The following is a 17,373-nucleotide window of genomic DNA, read 5'->3' as shown; positions in this document are numbered from 1 at the left end:
CCCAGTTAGGATGTCTCATTATATATTACGTAATTACGTAATATATAGAATATAAAAAATAAGCAGGAAAGTCAATCCCTGCTTATTACCCACCAAGTCCTATTACGTATTTAAGGCGGAGTTACGGAATAATATCTCTTTTGTTTTTCGCATTGTTAGTCGCTCCGCTGCCATCTTTCCTCCTGAAATTTTATTCAAGAGAAAACAATGGCTATTTTGTCATTAGATTGTCCAGCGAAGCTATGCTTTTTAGGCGGGCTTAAGACTTAAGCCGGGTGGCCGGAATGAATCGGAATGGGTGGCCGCTTTGCGTCGGAATAGGTGGCCGACTTGGCCCGGAATTTCCAGCGCAGCTATATCAGCATATGAAATATCGTCGTGCTTGTCCTTGCGGTATCATATTTTGCTGCTGTATATATAGGGCAGAGCATGAAGCTGAAGATGCTGGTTGAGCGGATATTCCTGGTATCAAAGAGGTTTTTCGGTGTTCCCAGTTTCTTCAACTATGCCATACAAGACTGCTTTGCAGGGAATAAAACCAAATACTATCGATGACTTTGAACTATGCTTTGAGTTCGGCTAAAAACTCAGTAAACTCCAAGATGTGATGAATTGACAAACGATTAATATTTTGATAAAAAAATAAAAAAATGAAATATAAAGACAAAACAAAAGAGCAACTTATACATGAATTAGCAGAACTGCATCAGCGTATTGAGGATTTGGAAGCAGAAGCAACCAAACGCAAGAAGGCAGAGGAGGCGCTGAAGGTATCAGAAACCCGTTATCGGAGGCTCTTTGAAACTGCTCAGGACGGGATCGTTCTTCTCGATGCAGACACGGGGAAGATTCTCGATGTTAACCCATTTCTGATAAAGATGCTGGGTTACTCGCAGAAGTATTTTCTGGGAAAGAAACTCTGGGAAATCGGTCCTTTCAGCGACATTGCAGAATCCCAGTTCCAATTTTCAGAATTACAGACAAAAGGGTATGTACGGTATGAACATTTGCCACTTGAAACAAGAGATGGTCTTCTCATTGATGTCGAATTTGTCAGTAATGTCTACCTCGTTGATCATAAGAAAATTATCCAGTGCAACATCCGCGACATTACTTTGCGGAAACATGCAGAGGAGGCACTCCGGAAGACATATGATGAGTTAGAGTTGCGCGTGAAAGAGCGGACTAAAGATTTGGACGAAGCAAATCAGCAACTGTTGCGGGAAATAAAGGAACGCAAGAAGGCAGAGGAGTCACTGCGGGAAGCGCTCAAAGAAGTAAAGCAATTAAGAGACAAATTACATGAAGAGAATATCTACCTTAAGGAAGAAATTAATCTGATACACTCACATAAGGATATCGTGGGCAACAGTGAAGCGATTAGGACTGTTTTGAAGCAGATAGAACAAGTTGCGCCGACAGACTCAACGGTTTTGATCCAGGGGGAGACAGGCACAGGAAAGGAACTGCTCGCTCATGCGATTCATAATCTGAGCGCCCGTAAGGGGCGGCTCATGATTAAGGTCAACTGTGCCGCCCTGCCGCCGACCCTCATCGAAAGTGAACTATTTGGCCGCGAGAGGGGCGCGTTTACCGGTGCACTCTCGAAGCAATTAGGTCGTTTTGAACTTGCAGACTCTTCAACTATTTTTCTGGATGAGATCGACGTCCTGCCGCTGGAACTCCAGACCAAGCTGCTTCGGGTGCTGGAGTGCGGTGAGTTTGAGCGCCTGGGCAGCCCCCGGACCGTGAAGGTTAACATCAGAATCATTTCAGCGACGAACTGCGATCTTGCCAGGTTGGTCAGCGTAGGGGGGTTCCGGGAAGACCTTTACTATCGTTTGAACGTTTTTCAGATTACCGTGCCGTCTCTTCGTGAGCGTCGTGAGGACATATTGCCGCTTGTATGGTTTTTTGTACAGGAGTTCAGCAAGAGGATGGGAAAGCGAATCGAATCAATACCGGAGAAGAGCGTTCAAGCTTTGCAATCCTATCTATGGCCGGGCAACGTAAGGGAACTGAGAAATGTTACCGAGCGTGCGATGATCATCACTACCGGACCTGTGCTAAATTTGGATGTACCAAAGATTGCACGATCAGGTGCAGACCAGTCCGGGACTCTCGAAGAGGTAGAGAAACAGCACATTATCGAGGCTCTGAACACCACCGGATGGCGGGTAAGCGGCAAAGGCGGTGCAGCAGAGGTTTTAGACATCAATCCAAAGACGCTTGAATCGATGATGAAAAAACTGGGTATCCAAAGAAAGAAGAAATAAGAATCCCTGATATATCAGGAGTCTCCTGATATATCAGAAAACGGCATCTTTCAAAGTATTATTCCCTCTTTGTAACTTTCGCTGAAATTTCAATGTTTTCAACATGGTAGAGCATCTTGTCCTTTCAACAACAGTCATGGCACATATTATGCTCTTCAATAACAATAGCAAGCACCCAAAGCAAGTTCTTTTTGATGCGAGAGACGCATCAAAAAGAGACATTAACGTTTATTTGAAGGAGAGAGAAATGATAAGGAAGATTGAAGCAACAACTATGCTTCTTATGTGTATGTGGATACTATTGGGCTGCCATACCGTCTACGGTATCGGTCAGGAATAGAGAGTGGCGGACGAGCCATCGAAAGGTCTTCAGGACAATAGTCTGAATCCTAATAGCCAGGAGGCACTGTGATACTTGTGACATTAAGAATGATTGTCAGACCTGCAATGCGGAGAGATTTTTTAGAAACGATGCGGGGGATGCTCGAACCCACGCGGGTCGAAAGGGGCTGTCTGAGTTATCGCCTCTATGAAGATGTAGAAGACAGAAATACCTTCATCCTGGTGGAGGAATGGAATACACAGGAAGATCTTGAGACCCACATACGCACAGACAATCAGCGGCGACTGCTCGTGCTCATGGATCTCCTGAGCGAGCAACCTGAATTGCGCTTCAACACTGTGTCTCATACAGCGGGAATGGAACTCATAGAAATTTTCCTCAAGACAGATGGCTCGGAGATGGCGAGGAAGGTTATTTAAGCCCTCTCCTTTATGGGGATATGCTGTCAGGTTCGATGTATGCACGTGAGGTATGATGTCATATAACAAGCGGTCGTTGCGCTGCTGATTAGGATCATTCAGGGACGAAGACTTGTGTGAATGATTTGCTAATTTGAAGGTGCACAGTTAGTTCTTTTAACGGTGCATCAAAAGAAAGGAGGAGAGCAATGAAGAACGTTATTTTGCTGACAGTATTAACGGTCTTTGGATTAGCCTTGTTTTCAGGCTGCGCTTCTATAACGGGCAGAACAGCAGGGGAATATATCGATGACTCGAACATTACTACGCAGGCGAATGCGATAATCATCAATGAACCTGACGCTGGTTATTGGAAAATCGATGTTTCCTCTAATCAGGGAAATGTTGTGCTCGATGGGTTCATACATGACAAAAAGGCTGAGGAGCGGATTGTGTCAAAAATCAGGCAAATCAGATGCGTTAAATCTGTTGTGAGCAGCTTGAAGGTGGAAAAGAAAAAATAAATGGATAAGGAGAATTCCATGAAAGCACTCCTCATATATCCTGAATTCCCGGATACCTTCTGGAGTTTCAGGTATGCGTTGAAATTCATTCACAGAAAGGCGAGCAGTCCACCTCTCGGATTGTTGACCATTGCAGCCATGTTTCCTGAAGCATGGGAGAAACGACTGGTCGACATGAACGTGGAAAGCCTGGATGACGAGGCCATAAAGTGGGCTGACCTCGTTTTTATAAGCGCGATGTCTGTCCAGAAAGAATCGGTCAAAGAAGTGATTCAGAGATGCAAAACCGTCGGCGTCAGGATTGTCGCCGGAGGTCCTCTTTTCACGACCGAATATGAGGCGTTCGGAGCGATTGATCATCTGGTGCTGAACGAAGCCGAAATTACCTTGCCCAGTTTTCTGGAAGATCTCGAGAAAGGTAATGCAGGCCATTTCTATACCACTGATCAGTGGGCAGACATACGGAAGACACCCATTCCGCTCTGGGGACTTATCAATATGAAGCACTATGCCTCAATCAATATCCAGTATTCCCGGGGCTGCCCCTTCAACTGCGAGTTTTGTGACATTACCCTGCTTTGTGGTCGTACGCCACGCACAAAAGATAAAGACCAGATTATCAGGGAGATCGAAAGTGTTTACGTATCAGGGTTCAGGGGCCAGGTCTTCTTTGTTGACGACAATTTTATCGGGAACAAGAAAAAGCTAAAAGAGGAGGTCCTCCCCGCCATCATCGAGTGGATGGATTGGAGAAAACATCCTTTCTCCTTCAATACGCAAGCATCCATAGAACTATCCGACCATAAAGACCTCATGGAGATGATGGTAAGGGCAGGATTCGATGTCGTCTTCATCGGCATTGAGACTCCCCATGAGCAGAGCTTGGCAGAATGCAACAAATTCCAGAATAAGAACCGAGATCTCCTCGTCAGTGTCAGGAAGATACAGAAGTCCGGCCTTGAGGTGCAGGGAGGATTCATTGTCGGTTTTGACAACGATCCCCTTACGATTTTTGATACCCAGATAAAGTTCATTCAGAAAAGTGGTGTTGTCACGGCCATGGTCGGCATTCTCATTGCCCTTCCGCGCACACAACTCTACGAGAGATTGAAGAAGGAGCAGCGCCTGGTGAAAGAGACTTCAGGGAACAATACGGATTTCTCGACAAATTTTATCCCCAGGATGGACTATAACCTGCTGATAAACGGCTATAAGAAGGTCCTCAGCACCCTGTATTCGCCAAGGCACTACTACGAAAGGGTCAGGACATTTCTGAGGGAATACATCCCTCCCAAGAATAAGAAGAAGGTTTTACGATTTCGGCCACACTATTTTGGCGCATTCTTCAGGTCAATTGTTGTCCTCGGGATAGTTGGAAAAGAACGCTTCCACTATTGGAGGCTGCTGTTCTGGACTGTGATCAGCCGTCCCCGCCTTCTTCCCCAGGCCGTTACCCTCTCGATTTACGGTTTTCATTTCCGCAAGATCTTTGAAAAACGCCTTTTTGGCGAGGGCACTCAATGACACAGCAAATCCTGCAGAAAACTCTTGAAGCAGGGGAAAAGATAAAAGAGTCTGCAGAGGAAGCGGGAGAAAAGGTGAAGGAATCTACTGAAAATTGAAAGGGATCAAAGGAAGAGAAGCCACAAAGCAACGTTCCATTAAATACTTAAGAGGAAGATAAGACATGTATCGAAAAATTATTTCCATCATTGTCATTCTTACGTTTTTTGCGGGAGTGTTAGGATGTGCAACTTTTGGGGAAGAGCATTAGGGTGCGACAACAGGAGCCGGAATCGGTGCAGCAAGCAGCGCAGCAGCCGGTGCGCTCTTGGGTTCAAAAGGGGCAAAGACTGAAATGGCAATACTTGGAGGGCTTGCGGGAGCACTTGCGGGAAGCTTAATCGGGCATTACGCATATGACCAAGAAAGGACAAAAGATGAGACTGCACAAAAATATAACTATAATGATTCCCAAGGAAAGTTGCTGCGCATTGAAAAGGTAATGGTAACCCATAGTTGACCGGGGCGGTATATTGCCGATCTGGTTTCTGCCCGAACAGTAATCGAGCTTCTGGTTTCGAAAAGTTTAAGAAGGAAGTAGTACAAATTATTAACAAAACAAAGAGGGTAATATGATCACATTAATAATCATGGTTATCATCATTGCGGTAGTGACGATCTTTTCTGTACAGAATGCGATACCTGTTGTAATTTCTTTTTTCGCATGGAAATTCGAGGCGTCCCTTGCAATCGTTTTATTTCTCACTGGATTGGCAGGTGCTATTATCGGAGTAAGTGCAGCATCTCTTTTTAGGATGAAGTTATTCAAGAAAAATTAAAATTTTATTTACCGAACAATGGTACGCTTAAGACAGTAATCGAACTCATTGGGTAGAAGGGATTGACGTGGGCTGAAGGATTTGCATGTAACGGATTTAACAATCAGGAGGTTTTATGGATAAATCGTCTCAATATATCACGCTGTGTGAAAGTTCAAAAGTAATACAAAAGCGGTGGAAACCTGATTTTGGAGATTTTTTTGTCTCGATGTCATTAGGTCTGACCTCAGCATGTCAGCCAATTACAAGTGATCTTGAGAAGAAGGTATCTTACTTAAAAACAATAAAGGCTGTCTGGCTTCCAAGACAGGACCAGCTACAGGATATGGTAATCGAAAAATATGCAACGGCCTGGGATTTAGCCATAGCATTCAGTAATGTTTTGATGGGCGACAAGGCATCATACTTTGATAAGTTTGATAGTATGGAAAAACTCTGGCTTGCTTTTATCATGCTTGAAAAATACAAAAAGAGATGGAAAGATGGGGAGTGGGTTTGATATGAGTAATGCATTGAAAGACCTCTTTACTTCTATGAAAGGAAGAAAGAGCGTATTCAAATTTCTGAGCGATGAAGATTTCGAAGATCTGTCCGCTTTTTTTGAAAGCAAGCATATCCCAGCAGGTGAGACTCTCTGGAAAAAAGAGGACCCTTTCGATTATATCGCTGTTATTGTTTCAGGCAGGGTGGAAATAAAGAAAGAGGCGGAGTTCGGAGGCATGAATGTGATTATGGGCATATACAGCAAGGGTGCATTATGCATTCTTGATGAGAGTCTCAGGAAAGTTACAGCGGTAGCACTTGAAGATATCTTACTTGCGATTATTACTCAGGAAAACCTGGATAGACTTATCGAGACAAATCCCGGTGTGGGAGCCAAACTCCTGAAGGGGATGTTACTTACAGTATCAGATCGTTTAAGAAAGTCCTTTGATCGCATTGTAGCGTTCTTCTGACCTGTCCTCTATCGTTGATCAATGACTCATGAAGGGTGTTTTGCTCCTGCTTTATTAATAGTTACTATGAAAGGTGAAGAATGAGCTGGTATCAATTAACTGTCAAGAAAACTACCAAAAGGGGATAGACTAAAGTCACCACCCTGATTGCTATCCTATTTGCTGAGACTTTGTTTCTCAGAAGGAGGCCTTAAACTTGAAGATAAGCAGCAGCATTCTTGGAAACCTGTTCCATTTACGGACAAGGCTCCGCGGAAACAGCCAGACACAAAAGTGGGTTGACAAAGAGCCACCGCTACGATCAGAACTGTTCAGCAGCTATCAGATGGAGCAGCATGGCAAAACCCTAGCGGGCTTGCACAAGTTGGGTCTGGGACGTGCACGGGACCGGCTTCTGAAACGGCTGGCTGAGAACGAAAACGTGCTGCTTGGAGTCCGCAACCTGCTGATGGAGGCTATTAAGGCAAACCGCCGTATTACGCCGGCCGGGGAATGGCTGCTCGATAACTTCTATCTTATTGAAGAGCAGATTCGCGCGGCCAGGAGACACTTGCCAAAGGGGTACAGCCGTGAACTGCCTCGACTGCTGAATGGTTCATCGGCTGGTCTTCCGCGCGTGTATGACATCGCGCAGGAGACGATCTCACATGGCGATGGGCGGGTAGATCCGGAGAGCCTCTACAATTTTATTACAGCCTATCAAACGGTCACCGCCCTGAAGTTGGGAGAATTGTGGGCAATCCCCATCATGTTGCGCCTGGCACTGATCGAAAATCTCCGGCGCATTGGAACCCGGATTGCCGCTGACAGAATAGATCAAAACCACGCTGACTATTGGGCGGATAAGATGACGGAAATAGCTGAAAATGACCCGAAAAGCCTGATTTTAGCGATTGCGGACATGGCACGCTCGAACCCGCCGATGGTGAGTTCGTTTGTTGCGGAATTTACGCGCCGTTTGCAGGGACATGGTCCCGCATTGGCAATGCCTCTCACTTGGATTGAGCAGCAACTCTCCGAGTATGGCCTGACGATCAAGCAGCTGGTACAGTCGGAGAACCAGAAACAGGCCGCTGATCAGGTCTCGATGAGCAACAGCATTGTCAGCCTCCGTTTTCTGGACGCGATGGACTGGCGAGAGTTCGTCGAGACGATGAGCATTGTTGAACAGACTCTGCGTGAGGACACGGACGGCGTTTACGGAAAGATGGATTTTGCGACCCGTGATCGCTACCGTCACGTGGTGGAGAAGATAGCAAAGAGCAGCCGGCTATCTGAGGGCGAGGTAGCACGCAAAGCGATTGATCTTTCGCACGATGCCGCCGCCAGAAAAGGCGGTGACGATAGAACTGCACATGTCGGCTTTTACCTGATCGACAAGGGATTTCCACAACTTGAACAAACGGCGGGGGTTCATTGTTCTGCCCTTGAGGCTCTTCGGAGAATTGGCCGCAAATTTCCTTTGCCCATCTATATAGGCACAATAACGTTGCTGGCGGTAGTCTTCACCGGGAGTTTGCTGGCTAAAGCTCATACCGACGGGATTCACGGTTGGTCACTCGCGCTGGTCGGAACCCTCTCGCTTCTCTGCTCAAGTCACCTTGCGGTGGCTCTGGTGAACTGGATGGCGACGTTACTGGCAACCCCGCATCCCCTGCCGAAAATGAACTTCTCCAAAGGAATTCCGCCTGATTCGAGCGCTCTGGTCGTGGTCCCGACCATGCTCATACGCACTCAAACCATCGAGGATCTGATCGAGGCACTTGAAGTCCGGTTCTTGGCAAATAGGGACGATAACCTGCACTTCGGCCTGCTGACTGATTTTCTGGACGCGGCCGAGGAAACAATGCCGGAGGACGAACCGCTGTTGCGGCTGGTCCGGGAAAAAATCGAACAGCTGAATAAAAAGTACAGGCGAGCAAAAGACGATACTTTTTTCCTTTTTCATCGCCCGCGCCTATGGAATCCTCAGGAGCGGATTTGGATGGGTTACGAGCGTAAACGAGGGAAGCTCGCGGAATTGAATTCGCTTCTGCGCGGCGGCTCAAGGGACCGCTTCTCACTCGTCGTTGGTAATACTGCAGTTTTATCGAAGGTGAAGTACGTGATCACCCTTGACACGGATACGCAGCTACCACGCGACTCGGCGCAGCAGTTTGTGGGAGCCATGGCGCACCCGCTGAATCGCGCGCACTACGACGAAGACAAGCAGCGTGTCGTTGCTGGGTACGGCATTTTGCAGCCACGCGTGGCTGCGAGCTTACCGGGCACAAACCGGTCGCGGTATGCGAGAATGTGCGGGAGTGAGCCTGGCATCGATCCGTATACGCGAACCGTCTCAGATGTTTACCAAGACCTCTTTCATGAAGGATCGTTCATCGGCAAGGGAATCTATGACGTCGATGCATTCGAGCGTGCGCTTAATGGACGCTTCCCCAAGAACCGGATCCTTAGCCATGATCTTCTGGAAGGGTGTTATGCACGGGCGGGGCTGTTGAGCGATGTAATAGTGTACGAGGAATATCCATCTCGCTACAGCGCGGACGTGAGCCGACGGTACCGCTGGATTCGCGGGGATTGGCAGATTGCGCGGTGGCTGCTGTCGGGTGTGCCTGGTTCCGATCCTGATGCGCGCCTTCAGAAGAATCCACTCTCTGGACTGTCCCAATGGAAGATCTTCGACAACCTTCGGCGTAGTCTCGTGCCTTCGGCGTTGACACTGCTGTTGCTGCTGAGCTGGACGGTCATGCCATCGGCATTGTTTTGGACTCTGTCGGTGATCGGCATCATCCTGATTCCTTCCTTGTTTGCCTCTGTCCTGGATATGCTTCAGAAGCCGGGTGATGTGCTTTTGAGGCAGCACCTTGCTGCCTCAGTGCGCTCTGCGCGCAGGCGTTTCGCTCAAGTTGTATTTTCGCTCGTCTGCTTGCCTTACGAGGCATTTTACAGTCTCGATGCGCTTATGCGCACCACGTGGCGGATGCTGGTTACGCGTAAGCGACTTCTCGAATGGAGTCCGTCGGGCATCACGGCCCATAGCAGCCACGCGGAAATCGTCGCATCTTACCGAATGATGTGGATCGCCCCCATTATTGCTTTTGTCGCGATGATTTATCTGACTATTTCGAGGCCGGAGGTATTAGCTGTGGCTGTGCCTATACTGGGTTTCTGGTTTGCTTCCCCTGCTATCGCGTGGTGGATTAGCCGACCGCTCGCCCGCCGTGGAGCAAGGTTGACGGAAGAACAGACCTTCTTTCTCCGGAAGCTTGCACGAAAGAGCTGGGCGTTCTTCGACACATTTGTCGACCCGGAAGATAATTGGCTGCCGCCGGATTACTATCAGGAGTATCCGGTTGCCGTGGCCGTCCATCGCACCTCGCCGACCAACATGGGCCTTGCGCTGCTCGCGAATTTATCCGCCTACGACTTCGGCTATATTTCAACAGGACAGCTCATCAAGCGCACGGCGAATGCATTCCACACAATGAAAACATTGGAACGATACCGGGGACACTTTTACAACTGGTACAGCACGCAATCTCTGAAACCACTATCGCCCTACTACATTTCTACGGTAGACAGCGGCAACCTTGCAGGCCATCTGTTGACATTGCGGCAGGGTCTGCTCGCGCTTCCCGATCAAAAGATCATTGGAGCGAGATTGTTTGACGGCCTCAGCGATACACTAATGATTCTCGTGGGGATTTTTGCGGATACTCCTGGAGTAATCGCACCAGCGGGGATTGCCCATCTTCGGCAAGGCATGGAGTCAGCGCTCAAGTCCCCGCCAACTACACTTATGGCGGCTCGGCAGTGCCTTGATCATCTGGCACTATCTGCTGCAGAAGTGGTCGTTGGCTTTGATGCCGACCGTGAGAACCTGGCCGGGTGGTGGGCGCGTGCATTTGCCCGGCAATGCCGTGACGCCCTCGATGAGCTGACCCTTCTTAACCCGCCAGCAGTTAGCGTCATCGATGAGATACCGACACTGCGCGAATTGGCAGGAACTGGCAACCAAAGTGCCATTGAGAGAATCGCGGCTATCGAGCAGCTTGCATTGCAATCCGGCGAACTCGCCCGTATGGAATATGATTTTCTTTTCGACGAGGAGCGCCATCTATTGACTATCGGGTACAACGTAGGTGAACGCCGGCGGGACTCGAGTTACTACGATCTACTGGCTTCAGAAGCGAGATTGTGCAGTTTTGTGGCGATTGCGCAGGAACAACTGCCGCAGGAGAGCTGGTTCACCCTGGGGCGCCTGCTCACCACTACGAGTGGAGAGCCGATTCTCCTTTCGTGGGGCGGATCGATGTTTGAGTATCTCATGCCATTGCTGGTAATGCCTACGTATGAAAATACGCTACTCGACCAGACTTATAAGGCGGCTGTGGCTGGGCAGATCGAATATGGAAAGAGACGCGGAGTGCCGTGGGGTATTTCGGAATCCGGCTACAACGTGATCGATGGCCATCTTAACTACCAGTACCGCGCTTTTGGCGTGCCTGGCCTGGGGCTCCAACGCGGGCTCTCCGGGGATCTGGTAATTGCCCCCTATGCCTCAGCGCTTGCGTTGATGGTAGCGCCAGAGGAAGCGTGCATGAATCTGCAGCGGCTCTCTGCTGAAGGGTTCGAAGGAAAATACGGCTTCTATGAAGCGATCGACTACACACCTTCACGTCTGCCGCGCGGACAGTCGAGTGCTGTGGTTCGCTCCTTCATGGCACATCACGTTGGAATGAGCTTGCTCTCTTTGGCCTATCTGCTCCTGGACCGTCCGATGCAGAAGCGATTCGAGTCGGACCCGGTGTTCCAGGCAACCATGCTGTTGCTCCAAGAGCGGGTACCAAAGGCAACGGCGTTTTATTCGCACACCGCCGAACTCTCCTACATAAAGGGGGCTTCCAGTGTCACAGGGATGCCGGTCCGCGTTTTTAACAGCCCGGATACGCCGCTCCCTGAAGTGCAGTTGTTGTCCAACGGTAGATACCACGTGATGATTACAAATGCGGGGGGCGGTTACAGCCGTTGGAAGGATATCGCAGTGACACGATGGCACGAAGACACTACCCGCGACAACTGGGGCACATTCTGTTACCTCCGCGACGTGGCGAGCGGAGAGTTCTGGTCAACCGCATATCAGCCGACGCTCAAACGACCGGCCAATCAATCGAATAATTACGAAGCGATTTTCTCGGAGGCGAAAGTAGAGTTTCGCTGCCGGGACCACGACTTTGACACACATACGGAGATCGCTGTTTCACCCGAGGATGACATTGAACTGCGCCGAGTCCGCATCACCAACCGGGCTCGGACACGCAGAGCGATTGATGTTACGAGTTACGCGGAAGTGGTTCTTGCACCGTCTGCCGCGGAAGCACTGCATCCGGCGTTCAGCAATCTCTTTGTTCAGACCGAGATCATTCGCCAGCAGCAGGCGATCCTCTGCACTCGCCGACCCCGCTCCCAAGGCGAGCAGACGCCTTGGATGTTTCACCTGATGGCTGTGCATGAGGCGGAGATCGGAGAAGTTTCCTATGAGACGGATCGCATGCAGTTCATCGGCCGTGGAAACACCGTTGAAAATCCGCAAGCGATGAGCGGGGCAGATGGTTTTTTTACGGGTGCTCTCTCGGACAGTGAGGGTTCCGTGCTCGACCCGATTGTCGCGATCCGGTATCGGATAACGCTGGATCCGGAAAAATCGGTAACGATAAATATTGTCTCGGGCATCGGCGAAACCCGCGACGTGTGTCTGGGCCTTGTGGAGAAATACCGTGATCGACATCTCGCGGATCGCGTCTTTGATCTGGCATGGACACATGGCCAGGTCTTTCTGCGGCAGTTCAATGCCACAGAGGCCGACGCGCAACTCTATGGGCGCCTTGCCAGCTCGATAATTTATGCTAATTCTTCGCTGCGCGCTGAACCGAGCGTCCTCATTAAAAACCACCGGGGTCAATCCGGTCTCTGGGGCTACGCCATCTCCGGCGATTTGCCGATCGTGCTGGTGCAGATAGAAGATCCTACAAATATCGAACTGGTGCGCCAACTCGTGCAGGCTCACGCATACTGGCGTTTGAAGGGACTGGCGATTGACCTGGTGATCTGGAACGAAGATCACGCCGGTTACCGGCAACTTCTGCAAGACCAGATCATGGGGCTCATTGCCGCGGGCACCGAAGCTAACGTGACCAATCGACCCGGCGGCATTTTCCTAAGACCTGCGGACCAGATATCGGAGGAGGACCGCATCCTGATCCAAACGGTCGCTCGCGCCATCATCACCGATAGCCGTGGGGCGCTGGCAGACCAGATCAACCGTCGCAGTCTTGTGGAAGTAACAGTGCCGCTCCTTACACTGACCAGAACCCACCGCTCCGAACCCTTGGCGGTCGGCGCGCTGCCTCGCCACGATCTGGCGTTCTTCAACGGGCTGGGCGGATTCACAGCTGACGGTCGCGAGTACGTTATTACGACCGCTTATGGCCAGATGACGCCGGCGCCGTGGGTGAATGTGCTGGCAAACCCGCACTTCGGGTCCATCATTTCAGAGAGCGGGCTTGCCTACACCTGGAGCGAGAATGCCCATGAGTTCCGCCTCACTCCCTGGGGGAACGATCCCGTGAGCGATTCGAGCGGAGAGGCATTTTACATCCGTGACGAAGAGCGCGGCCACTTCTGGTCCCCCATGCCGCTGCCCAGCCGCGGGGCGACACCTTACGTCACCCGACACGGATTTGGTTACAGCGTCTTCGAGCACACAGAGCGTGGTATCCACTCAGAAGTGTGGGTTTATGTGGCCATGGATGCACCTATCAAGTTCACGGTGCTCAAAGTGCGAAACGAGTCGGGGCGATCACGCCGACTTTCCACTACTGGATACGTTGAATGGGTTCTTGGCGACCTGCGGACGAAATCGTCCATGCACGTTATCACCGAAATTGACCCGAATAGCGGCGCGCTCTTTGCGCGCAACTCATATAACACGGAATTTCGCAACCGGACTGCTTTCTTCGATGTGGACGATACGAACCGGAGCTTAAGCGGCGACAGGACAGAGTTCCTTGGGCGCAACGGCACACTTCGGAGTCCGGCTGCGATGAAACGCTCTCGGCTTTCCGGGAAGGTAGGAGCCGCTTTGGATCCCTGCGCCGCTATACAGATACCATTCGAATTAGCCGACGGACAAGAACGCGAGATCATCTTCAGACTCGGCGTAGGGCAAGATGCCAATGACGCCGACAACCTGCTGCGGCGCTTTCGTGGATCTGCTGTAGCGCGCTTTACGCTTGAAACAGTCTGGCAGTACTGGAATAAGACGCTCGGCGCAGTGAATGTGGAAACACCCGACCCGACCGTAAATGTACTGACCAACGGCTGGCTCTTATACCAAACTATAGCGTGCCGCCTTTGGGCGCGCAGCGGATACTACCAGTCGGCAGGCGCCTTCGGTTTCCGCGATCAGTTGCAGGACGTGATGGCACTCATCCACACAGAGCCGCGTCTCGTACGCGAACACATCCTCCTCTGTGCTGCCCGTCAGTTCCAGGAGGGAGATGTTCAGCATTGGTGGCATCATCCGTCAGGGCGCGGCGTGCGTACTCACTGTTCGGACGATTTCCTTTGGTTACCGTTGGCCACGTGCCGTTACGTTATCAGCACCGGAGACACCGGGGTATTGGATGAATCCGTCTACTTCATCGAGGGCCGCCCGGTAAATGCCGACGAGGACTCGTATTACGATCTTCCCAAGCGGTCTGAACAAGCGACCAGTTTATACGATCACTGTGTGCGGGCTATCCTGAGAGGCATCAGCTTAGTAGGCGTACACGGCCTGCCGCTCATCGGCTCGGGTGATTGGAACGACGGCATGAACGTTGTGGGCGAACACGGCAAAGGCGAAAGTGTATGGTTGGGATTCTTCCTCTATGAAGTGCTCATGAGGTTCACTGATATTGCACGCATACATGATGACCTGCCCTTCGTCGAACGCTGTGAGAGGGAGGCGGCTCAGCTGCGCCGGAACATCGAGCAGAATGGTTGGGATGGTGAATGGTATCGCCGTGCTTACTTCGACGACGGATCGCCGCTCGGATCGGCGAGTAATCCTGAATGCCAAATTGATTCCATTCCGCAAAGCTGGTCCGTTCTATCAGGTGCCGGAGATGCTGAACGCTCGCGTATGGCAATGGAAGCTGTGGATAAGCGCCTCGTTAACCGAGAGCATGCGCTGGTCCAGCTCCTGGACCCGCCCTTCGATAGATCGAATTTGAATCCCGGCTATATAAAAGGGTACGTCCCCGGCGTCAGGGAAAATGGCGGACAATACACTCATGGGGCAATCTGGACAGCAATGGCGTTCGCTCAATTAGGCGACAGCAGACGTGCATGGGAACTGCTGGCAATGATAAATCCGATAAACCATGCGAAATTACCGGAGGGGATTGCAACCTATAAAGTGGAACCGTATGTTGTCGCTGCGGACGTATATGCGTTCCCGCCGCACACCGGCCGCGGTGGATGGACATGGTACACTGGATCTGCCGGTTGGATGTACCGGCTTATCGTGGAATCACTTCTAGGGCTGCGGCTTAACATAGACAAACTGAGTTTCGCACCGTGCCTCCCTGCTGATTGGGAGACATTCAAGGTACACTACCGATACCGGGAAACTATCTACCATATCACTGTCCTGCAAACGCGCACCGGAAATGGCGGGACACGTGTGATAGTCGATGGTGTTGAGCGCGACGATCAGGCTATCCCCCTTGTTGACGACCGTCAGGAACACTCGGTCGAGGTGAGAATACCTTCCCCAGGCGATTAAAAGAAGACGCCCGCTCTAAAAAGCTCTTATAATTAGTAGTATACTGAAATAGTTGAGATGATCTGATATCTAAAGGAAAAATTATGAAAACAACAGCCGCCAGAGAAGGCTTACGGGAAATCTCAATATCTACTACGATGCGGTAATTGCGAGTATTCGTGATGCAGAAGCTATACTGATATTTGGTCCTGGTGACGCAAAAGACGAACTGAAAAAACGTCTTAAAAGAAACAACCTCGGTGGACGAATCGTAGGTATTGAAACAGTAGACAAGATGACAGATCGTCAGATTGCTGCAAAAGTTCGGAAGTACTTTCAGAAGTAGGAGGCTGGCGTAGTAATCATGAAAACCGTTGATATGAGAAAGTCATTTCTATCCCTCTGATCAGTGGGCAGACATACGGAAAAACATCCATTCTGCTCCAGGGGCTTATTAAACAGAAGGCCTTTATAATATTTTGCAATACAATTTTAAAAAGAACAAAAAGAGGTAAATGATGAATATAAGTTTTCCGGAAACACCGTCACCAGATGAATGTGCGAGCACTATCTTTGAAATTAGTGGTACAAAATTTGATCCTGAAACCGCCACTGACATTTGGGCAAAAATATTGCAGCATAAATGGCTCATGTCTGAAAAACTCGGCCGCGATGCAGGATTGCGGACTGCATGCATCGATTTTCTCGAAAATATGGATCAAGCCCTTAATGAATATATGGACTACGAAAGACAGAATATCCTATCTGAGATGGGAGCTCAGATCATCAGCAGAGAAATATGGGACACTATATCTGATTCTCAGCCTCCAAAACAGATGGTTCAACGAAGAATTATCCTTCCCCTGACGGAAGAAAGCCTGTCAAAAAAGCATGGAGTAATTCCGCCGAAGACCATTATTTTCTTTGGACCTCCAGGCACCGGCAAGACTCATTTTGTTAAAGCAATAGCAGGTGTCTTGTCATGGTGGTATATCGAAATTTTGCCCAGCATGCTCATGGTAGATGGTGTGGATAGAATTGGAATTAATTTACACAAAACAATGGAAAAGGCGAGAAACCTGGAAAAATCAGTTATCTTTATTGACGAGTTCGAAGAAATCGCGGCAAGTCGGGATATCGCATCAAGGGTTGACAAGTCCATCACCAATGAATTTCTCAAACAAGTTCCCCTGCTCAAGAATCAAGGGAACAAAATATTGCTCGTGTGTGCCACCAACTATATCCGTCAGCTGGATGCCGCGCTGCTTCGTCCAGGACGGTTCGATTGCATCATACCGGTTGGTGGTCTGGACGAGGATGGAAGGAGAACGATTCTTGAATATTACCTGTCCAAGCTCAATACGGAAGAAATCGATCTGAATCTAATTGTCAGGATGACTTCCCGATTTACGCCTGCGGATATTGAATACCTCTTTCAACAAGTTGCTCAATTCGCGTTTGAACAGGAATATGCCAGCAGGGAAGATTATCGGGTAACCACAGATATTTTTATGCAAATATTGTCAGCAATTCGTCCTTCTCTGACCGATGAAATCATTGAAGAATTTCAAAAAGACAGTATTACCTATTCCCGGACATAAAGACTATGCTGGAGAATATATAAATCTGCACTATTATGAAGAAGGAAAAAGCGCATTCAATTTCCTGAGTGATGAAGATGTCGAGTATCTATCCGCTTTTTTTGAAATCAAGCATGTCCCGGCA

Annotated in this window: 10 protein-coding genes; all 10 read left to right on the top strand. The window is 49.6% G+C overall.

From position 1 onward, the window contains the following. Nucleotides 1-650 precede the first annotated feature (650 nt). The 10 genes from AB1552_07045 (at nt 651) to AB1552_07000 (ending at nt 17,249) form a co-directional block, all read left to right on the top strand. Nucleotides 651-2,276 carry a sigma 54-interacting transcriptional regulator gene (locus AB1552_07045; GenBank protein ID MEW6053527.1) on the top strand — a complete coding sequence of 542 codons (1,626 nt, stop codon included), beginning with the start codon at nt 651-653 and terminating at the stop codon, nt 2,274-2,276. Nucleotides 2,277-2,684: 408 nt separating this feature from the next. Next, nucleotides 2,685-3,038: a putative quinol monooxygenase gene (locus AB1552_07040; GenBank protein MEW6053526.1), complete on the top strand. Its 354-nt coding sequence runs from the start codon at nt 2,685-2,687 to the stop codon at nt 3,036-3,038. 188 nt (nt 3,039-3,226) lie between these two features. Continuing rightward, nucleotides 3,227-3,541 carry a BON domain-containing protein gene (locus AB1552_07035; GenBank protein ID MEW6053525.1) on the top strand — a complete coding sequence of 105 codons (315 nt, stop codon included), beginning with the start codon at nt 3,227-3,229 and terminating at the stop codon, nt 3,539-3,541. 18 nt (nt 3,542-3,559) lie between these two features. Continuing rightward, the gene (locus tag AB1552_07030) at nt 3,560-5,065 is read left to right on the top strand and encodes a DUF4070 domain-containing protein (protein ID MEW6053524.1); all 1,506 of its coding nucleotides are present in this window, start codon (nt 3,560-3,562) and stop codon (nt 5,063-5,065) included. A gap of 334 nt (nt 5,066-5,399) precedes the next feature. Further along, nucleotides 5,400-5,564, top strand: a complete 165-nt coding sequence (locus AB1552_07025) for a hypothetical protein (protein MEW6053523.1) — start codon at nt 5,400-5,402, stop codon at nt 5,562-5,564. A 112-nt stretch (nt 5,565-5,676) separates the two neighbouring features. After that, nucleotides 5,677-5,883, top strand: a complete 207-nt coding sequence (locus AB1552_07020) for a LapA family protein (GenBank protein MEW6053522.1) — start codon at nt 5,677-5,679, stop codon at nt 5,881-5,883. 115 nt (nt 5,884-5,998) lie between these two features. Beyond that, a complete protein-coding gene (locus tag AB1552_07015) occupies nt 5,999-6,382 on the top strand; it encodes a hypothetical protein (protein MEW6053521.1) in 384 nt (127 codons plus the stop codon). A 1-nt stretch (nt 6,383) separates the two neighbouring features. Next, a complete protein-coding gene (locus AB1552_07010) occupies nt 6,384-6,839 on the top strand; it encodes a cyclic nucleotide-binding domain-containing protein (protein MEW6053520.1) in 456 nt (151 codons plus the stop codon). 226 nt (nt 6,840-7,065) lie between these two features. Then, nucleotides 7,066-15,669, top strand: coding sequence for a glucoamylase family protein (locus tag AB1552_07005; protein ID MEW6053519.1), 8,604 nt, complete (start codon nt 7,066-7,068; stop codon nt 15,667-15,669). A gap of 494 nt (nt 15,670-16,163) precedes the next feature. Continuing rightward, nucleotides 16,164-17,249 carry an AAA family ATPase gene (locus AB1552_07000; protein ID MEW6053518.1) on the top strand — a complete coding sequence of 362 codons (1,086 nt, stop codon included), beginning with the start codon at nt 16,164-16,166 and terminating at the stop codon, nt 17,247-17,249. The last annotated feature ends 124 nt before the right edge of the window (nt 17,250-17,373 follow it).

This window comes from Nitrospirota bacterium, from assembly GCA_040754395.1.
In the GTDB taxonomy this organism is placed as follows: domain Bacteria; phylum Nitrospirota; class Thermodesulfovibrionia; order Thermodesulfovibrionales; family SM23-35; genus JBFMCL01.
This window is presented reverse-complemented; position numbering and strand designations above follow the sequence as displayed.

Bases quoted from the DNA above. Each gene is read 5' to 3' on its own strand.
- AB1552_07045 (MEW6053527.1), top strand. From the start codon at position 651: ATGAAATATAAAGACAAAACAAAAGAGCAACTTATACATGAATTAGCA.
- AB1552_07035 (MEW6053525.1), top strand. From the start codon at position 3,227: ATGAAGAACGTTATTTTGCTGACAGTATTAACGGTCTTTGGATTAGCC.
- AB1552_07030 (MEW6053524.1), top strand. From the start codon at position 3,560: ATGAAAGCACTCCTCATATATCCTGAATTCCCGGATACCTTCTGGAGT.
- AB1552_07025 (MEW6053523.1), top strand. From the start codon at position 5,400: ATGGCAATACTTGGAGGGCTTGCGGGAGCACTTGCGGGAAGCTTAATC.
- AB1552_07020 (MEW6053522.1), top strand. From the start codon at position 5,677: ATGATCACATTAATAATCATGGTTATCATCATTGCGGTAGTGACGATC.
- AB1552_07015 (MEW6053521.1), top strand. From the start codon at position 5,999: ATGGATAAATCGTCTCAATATATCACGCTGTGTGAAAGTTCAAAAGTA.
- AB1552_07010 (MEW6053520.1), top strand. From the start codon at position 6,384: ATGAGTAATGCATTGAAAGACCTCTTTACTTCTATGAAAGGAAGAAAG.
- AB1552_07000 (MEW6053518.1), top strand. From the start codon at position 16,164: ATGATGAATATAAGTTTTCCGGAAACACCGTCACCAGATGAATGTGCG.